13 protein-coding genes and 1 pseudogene are annotated in these 15,885 nt (G+C 67.6%); 6 read left to right on the forward strand and 8 right to left on the reverse strand.

Translation table 11 applies throughout. The annotated features are described in order from the left end of the window. Window positions 1–119: 119 nt before the first annotated feature. From prfB to Q8N10_RS08575, 3 genes are all read right to left on the reverse strand, one after another. Window positions 120–1,233 (reverse strand): peptide chain release factor 2 gene (prfB, locus tag Q8N10_RS08565; protein ID WP_304774442.1). Its coding sequence is split into 2 segments (ribosomal slippage): window positions 120–1,163 and window positions 1,165–1,233, totalling 1,113 coding nucleotides; the frame shifts between segments, so codons are not numbered across the junction. Between the two features lie 49 nt (window positions 1,234–1,282). Then, the gene (locus Q8N10_RS08570) at window positions 1,283–3,697 is read right to left on the reverse strand and encodes a penicillin-binding protein 1A (RefSeq protein WP_304774440.1); all 2,415 of its coding nucleotides are present in this window, start codon (window positions 3,695–3,697) and stop codon (window positions 1,283–1,285) included. A 59-nt stretch (window positions 3,698–3,756) separates the two neighbouring features. Beyond that, window positions 3,757–4,932: an N-acetylmuramoyl-L-alanine amidase gene (locus Q8N10_RS08575; protein WP_370690153.1), complete on the reverse strand. Its 1,176-nt coding sequence runs from the start codon at window positions 4,930–4,932 to the stop codon at window positions 3,757–3,759. A 426-nt stretch (window positions 4,933–5,358) separates the two neighbouring features. Here Q8N10_RS08575 and Q8N10_RS08580 point away from each other — a divergent pair, with 426 nt between their 5' ends. Genes Q8N10_RS08580 through Q8N10_RS08590 form a run of 3 tightly spaced genes read left to right on the forward strand, consistent with a single transcriptional unit; the run spans window position 5,359 to window position 10,251 of the window. Further along, the gene (locus Q8N10_RS08580; protein WP_304774439.1) at window positions 5,359–8,037 is read left to right on the forward strand and encodes a ribonuclease E/G; all 2,679 of its coding nucleotides are present in this window, start codon (window positions 5,359–5,361) and stop codon (window positions 8,035–8,037) included. A gap of 50 nt (window positions 8,038–8,087) precedes the next feature. Further along, a complete protein-coding gene (locus Q8N10_RS08585; RefSeq protein WP_304774437.1) occupies window positions 8,088–9,491 on the forward strand; it encodes a M48 family metalloprotease in 1,404 nt (467 codons plus the stop codon). A 31-nt stretch (window positions 9,492–9,522) separates the two neighbouring features. Then, the gene (locus Q8N10_RS08590) at window positions 9,523–10,251 is read left to right on the forward strand and encodes a DsbA family protein (protein ID WP_304774435.1); all 729 of its coding nucleotides are present in this window, start codon (window positions 9,523–9,525) and stop codon (window positions 10,249–10,251) included. Here Q8N10_RS08590 and Q8N10_RS08595 read toward each other — a convergent pair. Next, window positions 10,248–11,054, reverse strand: coding sequence for a bifunctional 2-polyprenyl-6-hydroxyphenol methylase/3-demethylubiquinol 3-O-methyltransferase UbiG (locus Q8N10_RS08595; protein ID WP_304774433.1), 807 nt, complete (start codon window positions 11,052–11,054; stop codon window positions 10,248–10,250). The two genes, Q8N10_RS08590 and Q8N10_RS08595, sit on opposite strands and share 4 nt — an antisense overlap. A 264-nt stretch (window positions 11,055–11,318) precedes the next feature. Here Q8N10_RS08595 and Q8N10_RS08600 point away from each other — a divergent pair, with 264 nt between their 5' ends. Beyond that, window positions 11,319–12,812, forward strand: a complete 1,494-nt coding sequence (locus Q8N10_RS08600; RefSeq protein ID WP_304774431.1) for an NAD(P)/FAD-dependent oxidoreductase — start codon at window positions 11,319–11,321, stop codon at window positions 12,810–12,812. Between the two features lie 19 nt (window positions 12,813–12,831). Here the strand turns inward: Q8N10_RS08600 and Q8N10_RS08605 are convergent, their stop codons facing one another. The 4 genes from Q8N10_RS08605 to thiS form a co-directional block, all read right to left on the reverse strand. Continuing rightward, window positions 12,832–13,632, reverse strand: coding sequence for an SDR family oxidoreductase (locus tag Q8N10_RS08605; RefSeq protein WP_304774430.1), 801 nt, complete (start codon window positions 13,630–13,632; stop codon window positions 12,832–12,834). A 79-nt stretch (window positions 13,633–13,711) separates the two neighbouring features. Further along, window positions 13,712–14,101 carry a hypothetical protein gene (locus Q8N10_RS08610; RefSeq protein ID WP_304774428.1) on the reverse strand — a complete coding sequence of 130 codons (390 nt, stop codon included), beginning with the start codon at window positions 14,099–14,101 and terminating at the stop codon, window positions 13,712–13,714. Window positions 14,102–14,108: 7 nt separating this feature from the next. Beyond that, window positions 14,109–14,906 (reverse strand): thiazole synthase, encoded by a 798-nt coding sequence (locus Q8N10_RS08615; protein WP_304774426.1) that lies wholly within the window; start codon window positions 14,904–14,906, stop codon window positions 14,109–14,111. A gap of 1 nt (window position 14,907) precedes the next feature. Next, complete coding sequence (gene thiS, locus Q8N10_RS08620; protein WP_293493248.1) at window positions 14,908–15,108, reverse strand: sulfur carrier protein ThiS; 201 nt, start codon at window positions 15,106–15,108, stop codon at window positions 14,908–14,910. Window positions 15,109–15,198: 90 nt separating this feature from the next. Between thiS and aroQ the strand changes: the two genes are divergently transcribed. Both aroQ and Q8N10_RS08630 read left to right on the forward strand, forming a co-directional pair. Further along, on the forward strand, window positions 15,199–15,636 hold the full coding sequence (gene aroQ, locus Q8N10_RS08625) for a type II 3-dehydroquinate dehydratase (RefSeq protein ID WP_304774424.1): 438 nt from the start codon (window positions 15,199–15,201) through the stop codon (window positions 15,634–15,636). Between the two features lie 32 nt (window positions 15,637–15,668). Beyond that, window positions 15,669–15,885 (forward strand): annotated as a pseudogene (locus Q8N10_RS08630) (acetyl-CoA carboxylase, biotin carboxyl carrier protein); the annotation flags it as partial.

A 15,885-nucleotide genomic window follows, 5' to 3' on the forward strand; every position in this document is an offset into this window, starting at 1 on the left:
TGAGGTGGAATCGCTTCGCGATTCCGCCGATGCGGTGGATCAGGCTCCAGATATAAGCGAGAGCATGATTCACGCCTGAGCCGGGACCGCTGCGCGGTTCCGTCTCAAGCGATCATGCTCTAGCCCTCGCGGGTGACGCCGACGCGTTGAGCCAGGGAAGCGCCCATGAAGGTGTCCAGGTCGCCGTCCAGCACGCCTTGCGTGTCGGAGGTCTCCACCTCGGTCCGCAGATCCTTGACCATTTGATAGGGCTGCAGGACGTAGGAGCGGATCTGGTGGCCCCAGCCGATGTCGGTCTTCTGGTCCTGCATGGCCTGGGCCTCCGCCTCTCGCTTCTGCAGCTCCATCTCGTAGAGCCGCGCGCGCAGCATCTTCCAGGCCTCCTCGCGGTTCTGATGCTGCGAGCGCCCCGACTGGCACGCGACGGCGACGCCGGTCGGGATGTGGGTCAGGCGCACGGCTGAGTCGGTCTTGTTGATGTGCTGCCCGCCGGAGCCGGACGCCCGGTAGGTGTCGGTGCGCACATCCGAGGGGTTGATGTCGATAACGATGGTGTCGTCCACCACCGGATAGACCCAGACCGACGCAAAGCTCGTGTGCCGCTTCGCCGCCGAATCGAAGGGCGAGATCCGCACCAGGCGATGGACCCCGGCCTCTGTCTTCAGCCAGCCATAGGCGTTGTGACCCTTGATCTGCAGGGTCACCGACTTGATCCCAGCCTGCTCGCCCGAGGTCTCTTCCAGGAAGTCCACGGTCATGCCGTGGGCGGTGGCCCAGCGGCTGTACATCCGCAGCAGCATGCCGGCCCAATCGTTGGACTCGGTGCCGCCGGCGCCGGAATTGATTTCCATGAAGGCGTCGTTGCCGTCGGCCTCGCCTGAGAGCAGGGCCTCAAGCTCGGCGCGCCCGGCGCGCTCCTTCAGGCCCTTGAGCTGGGCGCGCGCCTCGTCGAGAGAGGCCTCGTCGCCCTCCTCGTCGGCCATCTCGGCGTAGCCGATGGCGTCGGCCAGGTCGCGCTCTATGGACTGGACGGCCTCGACGCTGGCTGCCAGCTTGGACCGCTCACGGGTGATGGCCTGGGCGGCCTCGGCATTGTCCCAGAGGCTCGGATCCTCGACCCGGGCGTTCAGCTCATGCAGTTTTCGGAGGGCAGGTTCCCAGTCAAAGACGCCTCCTGAGCAGGTCGATCGACTGCTCGATGTCGGCCTTGGCAGCCTCAACATCCGCTCTCATGGGAAATTCCTTCGAAAGGTGAGCGGCGGGCAGTAGCGGTTTGCCCGCCCTAGTACAACCCGCTCATGTCATCCTGCTTCTTCGGCGGGGCCGGGGGCGCGGGCGCTCCGGTCGGCTTGCCGTCCGGCCAGACCTGCTGATAGGGCTGCGGCCCCTCGCTCGGGCGATAGACGGGCGAGATCGCGACCTTGGGCTCGGTCCCCGGCTTGAAGGCCTCACGGATACCTCGGACCATGACGAACTTGGCGCTCTTGGGCGCCTTGAACTCGGTCTTTGGCAGGCCCTTGGTGGCCTCCATCATGAACTCGGTGAAGATAGGCACCGCCGCGGTGGTCCCCGTCTCGCCCTCGCCCAGGCTGCGGTTGTCGTCGAAGCCGACGAAGACACCGGCGACGATCTGCGGCGTGAAACCGACGAACCACGCGCTGCGGTATTCGTTGGTGGTCCCCGTCTTGCCGCCGACCGGGCGGCCCAGCACCGAGGCCGAGGTCGCCGTGCCCCGCTGGACCACGCCCTGCAGCATGGAGGTGATCTGGTAGGCGGTGACCGGGTCCATCAACTGCGCGCCGCCGGGCGCGATGCGCGGGCTTTCGTCACCATTGAAGCCGGCGTCGCAGCGGGAGCAGTCTCGCTTGTCGGCGCGGAAGATGGTCTTGCCCTCGCGGTCCTGCACCAGTTCGATCAGGTGGGGCTCGACCTTGCGGCCGCCGTTGACGAAGGAGGCGTAGGCCGCCGTCAGCTTGAAGGGCGTCGTCTCCCCGGCGCCCAGCGCCATGGCCAGCACCGGCTCCATGTCCCGCACCACGCCCAGCTTGATGGCCATGTCGCGGATCTTCGGCATGCCGACCCCCTGGGCGAGGCGCACCGTCATGGCGTTGCGCGACAGCTCCAGGCCTTTTCGCAGGGTCAGGGCACCATAGTACTTCTTGTTGTAGTTCTCCGGGGTCCAGTCGGCGCCGGCCGCCCCCTTCAGGGTGATGGCGCTGTCCATCACTACGCTGCCCGGCGTGTAACCATTCTCCAGAGCCGCAGCGTAGACCAGCGGCTTGAAGGCCGAACCCGGCTGGCGCATCGCCTGGGTGGAGCGGTTGAAGTTGGACAGCGAGAAGGAATAGCCGCCGACCATGGCCAGGACGCGCCCGGAGTTGGGCTCCATGGCCACCAATGCGCCGTTGACCGCGGGCACCTGTTTCAGACGGTAGCCACCGCCCACGACCGGCTCGACGAAGATGAGGTCGCCGACCACGGGCACGCCGCGCCCGGCGCGGGCCCAGGCCACGTCCTCGGCGACAAGAGCCCCGGTGGCGCCGCCATCGGCCACCTGGATGCGAATATTGGTGTTGGAGGACTCCGTCACGACCGCCGGCTGCCAGGTGCGGCGCTCTGCCGGCAAGGTCTTCTTCTTGGCCAGGGCCTCCCAGCCCGGCGCGATGGTCACGTGGCCCCAGGCCCCCCGCCAGCCATGACGGCGGTCGTACTGCTCGAGGCCGTGCATCAGGGCCACGCGGGCCGCTGTCTGCATCTCTGGGTCGAGGGTGGTGCGCATGTAATAGCCGCCCTCGTTAAGCCTTTGGCCGAGGGTCGCCAGGCCGCGGCGGCGGACCTCCTCCACGAAGAAGTCGGCGTCGCGATACTTGGCGCGGCTGGGGGCGTTCTGGACCTTGAGGTCCTCCTTCAGCGCATTTTCGGCATCGACGCGGCTGACCCAGCCGAGGTCGGCCATCTGCCCGATGATCCAGTTGCGACGGGCGATGGCGTTCGCCTTGCGCCGGGTCGGATGGTAGTTGTCCGGCCCCTTGGGCAGCGCCGCCAGATAGGCGCACTCGGCCAGGGTGAGGTCGGAAATCGACTTGCCGAAATAGTTGTAGGCCGCCGCGCCGACGCCGTACGAGCGATAGCCCAACCAGATTTCGTTCAGATAGAGCTCGAGGATCTGCTCCTTGTTCAGCGTCTGCTCCAGGCGCCGGGCCAGGATGGCTTCCTTCAGCTTGCGCCCCACCGTGGCGTCACTGGTCAGCAGGACGTTCTTGGCCACCTGCTGGGTGATGGTGGAGCCGCCCTCGAGGCGCTTGCCGCGGGCCGCGTTCAGCACGTTGCGCATCATGGCCCGGGTCAGGCCCATGGCGTCCACGCCCGAGTGCTGGAAGAAGTTGCGGTCTTCCGCCGCCAGGAAGGCCTGGGCCAGCTGCGGCGGGATATTGTCATAGGGAACGAAAATCCGGCGCTCGCGGGAGAACTCGCCGATCAGGGTGCCGTCCCAGGCGTAGGCTCGGGTGGCGGTGGGGGGCCGGTAGTCCACCAGGTCACCAGCGTCCGGCATGTCATGGAACAGCCACGCGGCGTAGATGGCGATGGCGAACCCAGCCACCGCGATTGCGCTCAACACGGCGACGCCGGCGATCGCGACCCATCTTTCCGGGGGGTTCAAGACTGACAGACCTCCGCGGGCACCCTCCTCCCGCATGGTCATCGTCTAGAGCGGGTTTCGGAAAAGGGAAAGCCGGTTTTGTGACGCGCTGAGACTTAGCGCGAGGCCAGCCGGGTCTCTTGCGCGAAGTAGGCGTCGATGGAGTCGCCGACGGCGTTCATCAGCTTGGCCCGGCTGGCGGGATCGCGCAGGAAGGCCTCGTCCTCGGGATTGTTCACAAAGCCCATTTCCAGCAGCACGGCCGGCACGTCGGGCGCCAGGAGAACAGCAAGCCCGGCCTCCCGGTGGCTGCGGCGCAGCAGGCGCATGTCGCCGTCGGCGATCCGATCAAGGACCATCTCGGCGAAGGTGGCCGAGCGGTTCTTGGTGGAGCGCTGGGTGAGGTCAAAGAGGATGCCGGAAACCCCCCGGTCGGCCTGGTTCACCTTCATGAACCAGTCGTCCTTGGAGATCAGCTTCTGCGAGCGGGCCACGGCGCGGTCGGCGAGGGTGTAGACGCTCGCCCCGCGGGTGGTGGTGCCGGGTCCCGAGTCCGCGTGCAGCGAAATGAAGAGGTCAGCCCCAGCCTTGCGCGCGATCGGCACCCGGGTCTCCAGGGGCACATAGACGTCCGAGGACCGGGTCATCACCACCCGGTAGCGGCCGGTGCGCTCCAGGCGGGCCTTCAGCGCCAAGGCGGCCGCGAGGGTCACTTCCTTTTCGAAGCCGTTTGCTCCGACAGCGCCGGGATCCTTGCCGCCATGGCCGGCGTCGATGACCACCGTCTTCTTGAGGTTCAGGGGCGGCGGGCGGATGGCCGGCCCGGTGTTGGAGATCAGGGTGACCCGGTCTCCGCTGGCGCGCGGCGCGGCCGCGGCGATGTCGATCACATAGCGGTAATTGGCGGCCCCGTCGGCCGGCGGCAGCAGGAAGCGGCGCTTGATCACCGCATCGTTGGAAAGGTCGATGCGCAGGCGGGCCCCCAGGGCGCCGCCGTCCAGCATCCAGCTCTTCACCAGGCCCTGGCCACCGCCCTGCAAGGTGCGGCCAACGCTGACGCCGGGAAGGTTCATCACGATCCGGCGGTCGCTCACCCCGTCAGACGCCACCTTGGCGGTGGCCGAGCGGTCGAGATCAATGACGATGCGGGTCTCGGCCTGATCCCCGCCGAGGCGGACTTTCAGGACGCCGCCGCCCGAGGCGTTCGCCTGGCCGACCGCGGCGACCGCAAGGCAGCACACGCCCGCGGCGATGGCCGCCAGGGTACGCTTCCCGAATCTGTCGAAGGCCACGCCTACTTTTGCGAGCACAATGCCCCACACCACACGCATTTTGATTTGAACCCCATATACCCCTTGGTTGCGTGGAGAAACGGTTAACCCGCAGGGGCTGAACTGGGGCTGAAGCCGATTGTCTTTCTTTTTTCAGCTTACTGTTGCAATGTCCCCCCGCGCCGGAGGACGCCCTGCCTGTCAGGGCCATGTTCCGCGCGAAGCCCGCGTCGGCTTCGGCCGAATCCTCGGCCATGACGCATCAATCCGATCCGCGCTCCCTCAAGGAGCGCGCCTGGGAAACAACTATGGGCAGCGCCGCTCGAGCCCCTTTCCGGCCTTGCACCGCCCGCGTCTCTGACGCGGCCGGCGAAAGCGTGCGCGCCCTCATGACAAACCGGCAGCGCCCGAGCCTGGAGCTCCAGGCGCGCCACGGAGATCGCCTATATGTCCAAGAAAATGCTTATCGACGCCGCTCACGCAGAAGAGACGCGTGTGGTGGTGATCGACGGAACACGGGTTGAAGAATTCGATTTCGAAAGTCAGAACCGCAAGCAACTCCGGGGGAATATCTATCTCGCCAAGGTGACGCGGGTCGAACCGTCCCTGCAGGCCGCCTTTATCGAGTACGGCGGCAACCGGCACGGATTCCTGGCCTTCAACGAAATCCACCCGGACTACTATCAGATTCCCGTCGCCGACCGCGAAGCGCTCATGCGCGAAGAGGCCGATGAAGAGGACGACGAGCCTCGCGGCCGGGGCGCTCCCACGTCCGAGAACGACGATGATGACGACGACGCGTCCGACGCGGACGAAGACGATGTCATGGACGAGGAGGTCGCCCGGCGCCGCCGGCGGCTGATGCGTCGCTACAAGATCCAGGAAGTGATCCGCCGTCGGCAGATCATGCTGGTCCAGGTCGTCAAGGAAGAGCGCGGCAACAAGGGCGCGGCCCTGACCACCTACCTCTCCCTGGCCGGCCGCTATGGCGTGCTCATGCCGAACACCGCCCGCGGCGGCGGCATTTCACGGAAGATCACCACGGTCACCGACCGCAAGCGCCTGAAGGGCGTGGTCCAGAGCCTGGACGTACCGCAGGGTATGGGCCTGATCGTTCGCACCGCCGGCGCCAAACGCACCAAGGCCGAGATCAAGCGCGACTACGAATACCTCCTGCGCCTGTGGGAGAATATCCGCGACACCACACTGCACTCCGTGGCCCCCGCCCTCATCTATGAGGAAGAGGACCTGGTGAAGCGCACCATCCGCGACCTCTATGACAAGGACATCGACGAGGTCTGGGTCGAGGGCGAGGCCGGGTTCAAGGAAGCCCGCGACTTCATGCGCATGCTGATGCCGTCGCAGGCCAAGAAGGTGCAGGCCTATCGCGAGGCCACCCCGCTATTCGTGAAACACAAGGTCGAGGATCACCTCGCCCAGATCTACACCCCCACCGTGCCCCTGCGTTCGGGCGGCTACCTGGTGATCAACCAGACCGAGGCCCTGGTGGCCGTCGACGTGAACTCCGGGCGCGCGACCCGCGAGCGGAACGTCGAGGCCACCGCGTTGAAGACCAACATGGAGGCGGCCGAAGAGACGGCCCGCCAACTGCGTCTGCGCGACCTGGCCGGCCTGATCGTCATCGACTTCATCGATATGGATGAGTCGAAGAACAACCGGGCCGTCGAGAAGAAGCTGAAGGACTCGCTGAAGGACGACCGCGCCCGCGTCCAGATGGGCAAGATCAGCGGCTTTGGCCTAATGGAGATCAGCCGCCAGCGGCGCCGCTCCGGCGTCTTGGAAGGCACGACCCACGTCTGCGAGCATTGCGCCGGCACCGGGCGCGTCCGCTCGGTGGAGTCCAGCGCCCTGTCGGCCCTGCGCACTGTCGAAGGCGAGGCCCTCAAGGGTGGCGGCGAGGCGACTCTGAAGGTTCCGCGCGCCGTCGGCCTCTACATCCTCAACGAGAAGCGCAATCACCTGGCGCGGATCAACGAAGGCCTGGGGCTGTTCGTCACCATCGTCATCGACGACGCCATGTCCCACGCCGATCACGAGATCGAGCGCACGGCCAGCGAGGCGCGGCCCGAGCATGCCGTGGTGCACCACACGCCGTTGCAGGCCTATGTCCCCGACGACGACGACTTCGACGACAACGCCGTCGAGGACGAGGACGAGGAAGAGGACGACGAGGAAATCCTCGAGGCCGAGGAAGACGAGGAATATGAGGGCGGTCGCGATCCGGTCGTCGCCCATCAGTCCGAAGGCCGTGGCGAAGAGCGCGGAGGCGAAGACGACGGCGAACGGGCCGGTCGTGGCCGCCGCCGCCGCCGCCGCGGACGCCGCGATGGTGAGCCTCGCCCCGACCAGCCCGCCGCCGAGCCCCGCGCTCCGGTCGAGGCCAAGGGTGACTACGAAGATGACGGCCAGGGTGGCAGACGCCGCCGCCGTGGCCGCAGAGGCGGTCGCCGCATGCGCGACGACAGCCGTCCGCAGGACGCCTTCTCGTGGACCCGTCCCTGGGTGCCCTACGGTGATGATCCCTTCGTCTGGCACGACCCGGCGGAAGACTTCCGCACTCCGGCCGCTGCCAACGACAGTCACGACGCCGCGGCCGACTCGGTCGAGTCGGTCGGCGAGGAAAACTCGCCGATGATCGCGCCGGCCACCGAGGGCGGCGATGACATGTGGGTCGAACTGCCCGCCCTGGACGAGAAGCCCAAGAAGACCCGGGCGCGTCGAGGCCGAAACCGTGGACGCAGCGACGAGGCCGACGTGGCCGAAGCGCCGGCCGCCGCCGAGGAATTCCCCGATCCCGTCGCAGTGATCGAGGAAGCCGCGGCTCCGCTGCCGGAACCCGAGGCCGAAGCCGAGGCGCCCGCCGCCCCGGCCAAGCGCAGCCGCGCCCGCAAGCCCAAGGCCGAGGCCGCGACGGTGGAGACTCCCGTGCTGGAGGCGCCCGCCGCCGAGCCGGCGCCGGTCGAAGTCGTCGCCGAACCGGTGGTGGAGGCTCCGGCCGCCAAGCCGGCCCGCGCGGCCAAGGCCAAGGCGCCCGCCGCCGCCGACCCGGCGGAAATCTCGACACCGCCCACCGCGCCTCGCAAAGGCTGGTGGCGTCGGGGTTGAGAGGCTAGGCTGAACCGATGAAGGGCTGGGGGGCGCTTGGAGTTTCGACGATGGCGTCCCCTGCCCGATCGCTTTCTCGCCTGGCCCTGACGACGACTGTCGCGCTCAGCCTGCTGATCCATGCGGCGCCGGCTCAGGCGCAGGAGGGCGTGTCCCTGATCCGGGACACAGAGATCGAAGAGACCCTGCGCAAGGACTCCGTGCCGCTGTTCGACGCGGCTGGCGTCGACTCCAAGTCCATCGATATCCTGCTGATCGGGTCCAAGGACCTGCAGGCCTCGGCGGGGCCCGGCCAGATGGCGGTCTATACCGGCCTCATCCTTGAGACCGAGAACCCCAACCAGCTCCAGGGCGTCATGGCCCACGAAATCGCCCACCTGGCCGGCGGTCACTCCGCCCGTTCGGGGGACATGAACGCCGCGGGCATGAAGCCGTTCCTGCTGACCATGGGCCTGGGCGTCCTGGCGGCGCTGGCAGGTTCGGCGGAAGGGGCCGCGGCCCTGGTGGGCAGCGCCAACTATTTCGGGGCGCTGGGCGCGATGGGCTACAGCCGCGAGCAGGAATCGCGCGCCGACCAGGCCGGCCTGACCTATCTCGAAAAGGCCGGGCTGTCGGGCCGCGGCCTCGTCGAGTTCTTCGACAACTTCCGCTACCAGGAGGTCTTCCAGGAGGCGCGCCGCTTCGCCTATTTCCGCAGCCACCCCCTGTCGTCAGACCGGATCGAGGCGCTGAGGAGCCGCGCCCAGGTGCTGCGCAACTACGACGCCAAGGACAACCCCGAGGCGGTGGCCGAACACGCCATCATGAAGATGAAGCTCGACGCCTTCATCAATCCCCAGCTGGTCATGGGCCGGCTGGACGAGAAGGACCAGTCGTACACGACCCGCTATGGCCGGGCGATCGCCTACTACCAGCTCAAGGAGCCAGACAAGGCGCTGAAGATCATCGACGACCTGCTGGCCGATCAGCCGGCCAACCCTTACCTGTACGAACTGCGGGGCCAGATTCTCTTCGAGTTCGGCCGCGCCGTTGAGGCCGAGGCGCCGCAGCGCAAGTCCGTCGAACTGAAGCCCGAGGCGCCCTTGTTGCGCATCAATCTCGGCCAGACCCTGATCGCGCTGAATGACGAAAAGAAGCTCGATGAGGGGATATCCGAACTGAAGCGCTCGCTGACCATCGACGAGGAGAACGCCGAGGCTTGGCGTCTCCTGGCGCAGGCCTACGACCGCAAGGAACAGGATGGCCTGGCCCGCTACGCCACCGCCGAGTACAATTTCCAGATCGGCAATCGCCAGCAGGCCCTCGTCTTCGCCATGCGCGCCCGGGAGAAGCTGGAGAAGTCCACGCCTGAATGGCGCCGCGCCACGGACATTGTCCTGGCCTCATCCCCCACTAAGGACGACCTCAAGGATCTTGCCAACGAAGGCTCGATCCGCCGCGGCACGCTCCGCTGATCTTTCCCGCTCTCCAAGCCAAGCAGACCGCATGAAAACCCCGACCCGCGCCGTCCTGGCGCTCGCCGCCATCCTCGCCCTCTCAGGCTGCCAGAAGTCCGCCGACGCGGCCTTCGGCCAGAAGGTGCGCGCCTACCTGCTGGAACACCCCGAGGTGATCGAGGAGGCGGTGCAGAAGCTGCAGGAAAAGAAGGTGGCCGAGGCCGCCAACCTGGCCAAGGCCGGCATGGTGAAACACCGCAAGGCGCTGGAGCAGGACCCGCGCGACTTCGTGGCGAACCCGAACGGCAAGATCACGGTGGTTGAGTTCTTCGATTATCGCTGCGGCTACTGCAAGACCTCCGCGCCGGAGATCCTGCAGATCATCCGTGAAAACCCCGATGTACGGTTCGTCTTCAAGGAATTCCCGATCTTCGGCGGCGAATCGACCCTGGCCGCCGAGGTGTCCCTGTCGCCGGCGGGCAAGGCCCAAGGCCTGGCGCTACATAAGAGCTTCATGGCCGAAAAGGCCCTGGACGCGGCCTCCATCGACCGGCATCTGGCCGCCCTGGGGATCAATCCCGCGCAGGCCCGGGCCGCCGGCCAATCGGCCGCCGTCCAGAAGCACATCGCCGACACCCGCGAGCTGGCCCAGGCCCTCGGAATCGAGGGCACGCCGGCCTTCATCGTCGGCGACCGCATGGTCCCCGGCGCCGACATGCCAGCCCTGCGCGCCGCCATCGCGGCGGCCAAGGCCGGCGATATCAAGCGGGCCAGCTAGACGGCGCGGGCCACCCAGATCTGCTCGCCACCATAGGCGGCGGGCGACCGCTCGAAGTCCGAATAGACGCTGAGCGCCTCGAACCCCGTGAGTTCCAGCAGGTAGGCCATCTCCTGGCGCGTGGACCAGCGCAGGGTCCACGAGGTCTCGTGGCTGCCCAGCACGCCGCCCTGGGCGTCCAGCTCCTCGATCCGCATCCGCTCCCCCGTCGTCTGCTCGAACGGGTTGGTATAACGGCTCAGGCAGGTGCGCCGGAAGCGGCGGCCGGTGACGGGATCGACCGCCTCTCGCGGCGGCAGGCGCGGCGGTTCGCCGACGCACACCTCCAGGTTGGCGTCGAACATATCGACCACCAGCATCCCGCCGGGATTCAGGCAGCGCCAGATCCGCTCCAGGGTCTTCCTCTGGTCGGCCGGGTCGGTCAGGTGCTGGAAGGATCGCGCCGGGATCAGCACCAGGTCGAACCGATCCTGGGTCTCGAAGTCCTGCATGGGCGAACAGACCAGCCGCGCGCGGCCCCAGGCCGACGGCCGCAGGGCCTGAAGCTTGCGATCGGCGACATCCAGCATGGCGCGCGAGATATCCACCCCGGTGACCTCGAAGCCCGCCTCCACCAGCGGGGTCAGGATGCGTCCCGTGCCGCAGGCCAGTTCCAGCACCTTGCCGCCTCGGTCGCGGGCGAGGTCGAGATAGAAGTCGATGTCGCCGGTCAGCTTGCCGACCTCGGCGGCGAACAGGTCATAGCTCTCGACGGCGAGGCCGCCGCCGTAGAAGGCGTTGGGATTGAGATCGTCGTGGGGCATCGGGCGGTCCTGTCTCGGTGATCCGGAAGACAGGGTGATCCTCTTAAGGCCCCGTCCGTCTCCGGCGGGGCTGTTGAAGGAAGCGGCTAGTCGCGCGCAAGCCCTCCAACGCCCCGCGAGGGAGCGATGGTGGAGGTCATGATCTGGGCGGCGCGATGCAGCATGCCGCCCGATAACCTTGACAACCGCGGCTGTAAAGCCCCCCCTTTCCTTCCCCCCCGGCGCCTGTGTCACGGCTAAAAGAAAAAACGCCCGGGAGGCGACATGACCGAACGCGTGCTCGTGATCGGGGCCGGAATAGGTGGGCTGTGTACCGCCCTGGCCCTCGCCTCGCCGGAACGGGAGCTCATCCTCCTTGAACGCGACCCTGCCCCGCCCACCGGTGACGCCGACGCGGCCTTCGCCGACTGGGCCCGCCGCGGGGTGGGCCACCTGCGCCACAGCCACGCCTTCCTGGCCCGCCTGAGGCTGATCCTGCGCGATGAGCACCCGAGGCTGCTGGCCGAGCTCCTGGAGGCCGGAGCCCGCGACCTTGGCTTCGAGCAGATGCTCAGCGACGAGCTGAAGAAGGGCTATCGACCGCAGGCCGTCGACGAGGACTTCGTGGTCCTCACCAGTCGGCGCACCACCCTGGAGCTGGTGATCCGCCGCTATGTGGAGCGCCTGGCCAATGTGGAGATCCGGTCGGAGGTCTTCGTCACCGGCCTGAAGATCGAACCGGGGGCGCCGTTGCGGGTCACAGGGGTCACCGTGGAGAACGGAGCGGATCTCACGGCCGACTTGGTGGTGGACGCCGCGGGCCGCACCACCGCCTCCATCGAGCAACTGACCGAGGCCGGCGCCCCGATCACCGAGGAGGAGGAGACCGCCGGCATCCTCTACTTCACCCGCCACTACCGCCTGCACCCGGGCATGGCGGAACCCCCGCGCGGCAAGGCGCCAGGCACCGGCGACCTGGGGTTCCTGAAGTACGGCGTCTTTCCCGCCGACAATGGCTGGTTCTCCATCACCATGTGCGTGCCGGAGATCGAGCTGGAGATGCGCAAGGCCATCGTCTCGCCCGAGACCTTCAATGGCGTCTGCCTGCAGATCCCCGGTCTGGTCCCCTGGGTCGATCCGGCCCGCGCCCAGGGGGTCAGCCGGGTGTTCGGGATGGGCGACCTGCACAGCCGCTGGCGGGACATGGCGCCGGGTGGCGTCGCCACAGTGCGGGGCTACTTCCCGCTGGGCGACAGCCTGGTGCGGACCAACCCGCTCTATGGCCGGGGCTGCTCCTTCGCCGCCGTCAGCGCCTACGCCCTGCGCGACTCGCTGAACGAGAGCAACGATCCGGCCGCCCGCGCCGTGGCCTATCAGGGGAGGATCAATGAGAGCCTGAAGCCCTACTACCTGGACATGCTGAACCAGGATCGGCTGGCTATCCGTCTGGCCCGCAACACCCTGACGCCTAACTACAGGCCCAGCTTCAAAGCCAAGCTGGCCAAGAGCTTCCTGGAGGACGGGGTGGCCATCGCCGTCCGCTCCAACCTCGACCTGCTGCGGGCGGCGCTACGGGGCTTCCACATGCTGGAGCACCCCTCGGCCTGGCTGAAGCGGCCGGCCAACCTCTTGCGTGTGCTGGGCTACTGGGCGCGGGGGAAGAAGGCCAACGCCGCGGCCTATCCGCCCAAGCTCGGGCCCGGGCGCCACGAAATGCTGACCGCGCTTGGGCTTTCGCCGCAAGCGGACATCGACCGGCTGGCCGCCGCCCAGGTTTAGGCGCCGCCTGCAGTCGTTCTCAAGGGGCGGGCTGCAGGGAGAACAGGGAGCCGGCGGCCATCTGATCGCGGGTCGCTTCGGGGGCCAGGGTGGCGGCCTTGTCGAGCTCCACCAGCTCGGGCGGGACGTACCAATGCAATTTATCCGAGTGATACGCCTCCCACACCACCCTGGCGACATCCATGGGCGGGATGGCGCGGAACAGGCCCTCCTTGGGCGCCGCCGCCGCCGCGCCGGGGGGCAGGATCGGGGTGTCGATGAGGCCCGGAAGGACGTCGGCGACGCGGACGCCATAGGCCTTGAACTCCACCGACAGCGCCTCGGTAAGCCCTTTCACGGCGTGCTTGGTGGCGGAGTAGACGGCGATCCCGGCCATGCCGAAGGTGGCCGAGGAGGACGAGGTGGTGAAGCACAGCGAATTGGGGGTCGCCTTCAGCAGGTTGATCCCCTCGTGGATGCCGATCAGCACGCCGACGAAATTGACCTGGACCACGGCCAGGATGTCCTCGAAGGGCTGGTCAGCGAAGGGCCCGCCCTTGCCGATCCCGGCATTGTTGTAGAGCAGATCGAGCTTGCCGCCCGTGGCGGCCCCAAACTCGGCGAAGGCGGCCTGGAAGTCGGCGCGGTCGGTGACGTCCAGGGTGCGGACCAGGCAATTCTCCTCGCCCAACTCGGCCTCGAGGGCCTTCAGCCCCTCGGCGTTGACGTCGTAGCCGCCGACGAACCAGCCCTTCTCGCGAAACAGCCGAGCGGTCTCCCGGCCCATGCCCGAGGCGGCCCCGGTGATGAAGATCGACTTGCGTCCCCTGGCCTGTCCCATGGCGGCTCCTCCCCAGTTTTCGCCCTTTCTAGAGGACATCCCGTGGGGGAAGGCCACCCGGTCGACGCGGCCCGGCCTCTCAGTTCATCGTTTGACGACGTCGCATCATCTGCTCGCCCAGGCCTGTCTCGAACAACAGAAAGAGCGGACCCAACCGGTCTACGGCGAGGCGGCCCTGGGCCACCGGAACCAGGAGGCTGTGGTCGCCGGACCACGGCGCCACGGCCGGATCGGCGTCGGCGAGCACCAGGGCCTGATGAATGCCCATATAGATGGCGCAGAGGCACGCTGCCTCCTCAGGATCGATCCCGATCCGGCGCATCACCTGAAGGCTGTCCAGGAGGAAGCTCTCCGGAAACACCTCCAGCGCTACCGGTGTCGGCACGTCGGCCGCGCCCAACAGGCCGGACTCCCGGACGATGTCCGCCAAGGTCTCGGCGAATACGATCGCGTCGGGCGGCATGGCCATGTCGGGTTCAGATCAGCCCCGACTGGGGCGACGACGGGTCGCCATAGATCCGGCGCGGCATCCGGCCCGCCAGGAAGGCCTGACGCCCGCCGATGACGGCGTGCTTCATGGCGCTGGCCATCAGGATGGGGTCGCGGGCGTCGGAGATGGCGGTGTTCATGAGGACCGCGTCGCAGCCCATCTCCATGGCGATGGCGGCGTCGGACGCGGTGCCGAGGCCCGCGTCCACCAGCACCGGCACCTTGGCCTGCTCGATGATCAGGCCGATATTGACCTTGTTGAGGATGCCCATGCCCGAGCCGATGGGGGCGGCGAGCGGCATGACCGCGCAGGCGCCGGCCTCCTCCAGCTTGCGGGCGTAGACCGGGTCGTCGGTGCAGTAGACCATCACCTGGAAGCCCTCGGCGATCAGCATCTTCAGCGCCCGCAGGGTCTCTTCCATGTCGGGATAGAGCAGCTTGGGGTCCGACAGCACCTCCAGCTTCACCAGGTCCCAGCCGCCGGCCTCGCGGGCCAGGCGCAGGGTGCGCACGGCTTCCTCGCCGGTGAAGCAGCCGGCGGTGTTGGGCAGGTAGGTGAAGCGGTCGGGCTTCACATAGTCCACCAGCATCTGCTGGCTGGGGTCCGACAGGTTCACCCGGCGCAGGGCCACGGTGACGATCTCGGCGCCCGCGGCCTCGGCGGCCGCGGCGTTCTGCGCATAGTCCTTGTACTTGCCGGTGCCGATAATCAGCCGCGAGGTGAAGGTGCGGCCCGCGACCGTCCAGGTGTCGTCCTGGGTTTCCGTATGAGTCGTTCCGTCCATGTCAGCCGCCTCCGATGAAGTGGACGATCTCGATCCGGTCGCCGTCGGAGAGCGCGGTGGCACCATAGGCCGAGCGCGGCACGATCTCGAGATTGCGCTCCACGGCCACCTTGCGGGGGTCGAGACCCAGGCTCAGCACCAGGGCGGCGAGGTCTGAGAGGCCCGAAAAGGACCGCTCTTCGCCATTGATGGTCAGGGTCATGACCGCCTCGTCCAACACGTCGTACATTCCCAGTGCTTGTGACCCCCGCCGCCGCCCGTTACAAGACGGCGGAATCGACGGCGGAGCCGAATGTCGAAACCGATCTATGTGCTGAGCGGGCCCAACCTCAACCTCCTGGGCGTCCGTGAGCCTGAGATTTACGGAAAAGCCACGCTGGACGATGTGCGCAAGCTCTGTGAGCAACGCGCCGCCGCCCTGGGTCGAACCGTCGTGTTCCATCAGTCCAACCACGAAGGCCAGCTGATCGACTGGGTGCAGGAGGCCCGCACACAGGCTTCCGCCCTGGTGATCAACCCGGCGGCCTATGGGCACACCTCCATCGCCCTGCTGGACGCCCTGAAGATGCTCGATATCCCGATCGTCGAGTGCCACCTCTCCAATCCGGCGGCGCGCGAGGCGTTCCGCCGGGAAACCTACGTCTCCCTGGCGGCGACCGGACTGGTGTCCGGCTTCGGCGCGCAAAGTTATGTCCTGGCTATCGAAGCCGCCGCGGGTCAGTCCGCGTAACTTCCTCAAGCCAAAAGATAAGGGTCTTTTCCATGGCTAGCACTCCGAAGGCTCCCGCCGATCCGATCGACGCGCGCCTGGTGCGCAAACTGGCCGACATCCTCACCGATACCGGCCTGACCGAGATCGAGGTGGAGCATTCGGGCCTGAAGATCCGCGTCGCCCGCACCCTGACCGCCGCGCCCGCCCAGTACGTGCAGCAGGCCCCGATGGCCGCCGCCCCGGTCGCGGCCGCGCCAGCCGCCGCCG

The sequence above is a fragment of the Phenylobacterium sp. genome (assembly GCF_030693625.1).
GTDB classification, from domain to species: domain Bacteria; phylum Pseudomonadota; class Alphaproteobacteria; order Caulobacterales; family Caulobacteraceae; genus Phenylobacterium; species Phenylobacterium ferrooxidans.

Coding starts and splice junctions, on each gene's coding strand:
- Q8N10_RS08580 (WP_304774439.1), top strand. CDS start 5,359: ATGTCCAAGAAAATGCTTATCGACGCCGCTCACGCAGAAGAGACGCGT.
- Q8N10_RS08615 (WP_304774426.1), bottom strand. CDS start 14,906: ATGGACGGAACGACTCATACGGAAACCCAGGACGACACCTGGACGGTC.
- Q8N10_RS08600 (WP_304774431.1), top strand. CDS start 11,319: ATGACCGAACGCGTGCTCGTGATCGGGGCCGGAATAGGTGGGCTGTGT.
- aroQ (WP_304774424.1), top strand. CDS start 15,199: ATGTCGAAACCGATCTATGTGCTGAGCGGGCCCAACCTCAACCTCCTG.
- Q8N10_RS08605 (WP_304774430.1), bottom strand. CDS start 13,632: ATGGGACAGGCCAGGGGACGCAAGTCGATCTTCATCACCGGGGCCGCC.
- Q8N10_RS08595 (WP_304774433.1), bottom strand. CDS start 11,054: ATGCCCCACGACGATCTCAATCCCAACGCCTTCTACGGCGGCGGCCTC.
- thiS (WP_293493248.1), bottom strand. CDS start 15,108: ATGACCCTGACCATCAATGGCGAAGAGCGGTCCTTTTCGGGCCTCTCA.
- Q8N10_RS08570 (WP_304774440.1), bottom strand. CDS start 3,697: ATGCGGGAGGAGGGTGCCCGCGGAGGTCTGTCAGTCTTGAACCCCCCG.
- Q8N10_RS08585 (WP_304774437.1), top strand. CDS start 8,088: ATGGCGTCCCCTGCCCGATCGCTTTCTCGCCTGGCCCTGACGACGACT.
- Q8N10_RS08610 (WP_304774428.1), bottom strand. CDS start 14,101: ATGGCCATGCCGCCCGACGCGATCGTATTCGCCGAGACCTTGGCGGAC.
- Q8N10_RS08590 (WP_304774435.1), top strand. CDS start 9,523: ATGAAAACCCCGACCCGCGCCGTCCTGGCGCTCGCCGCCATCCTCGCC.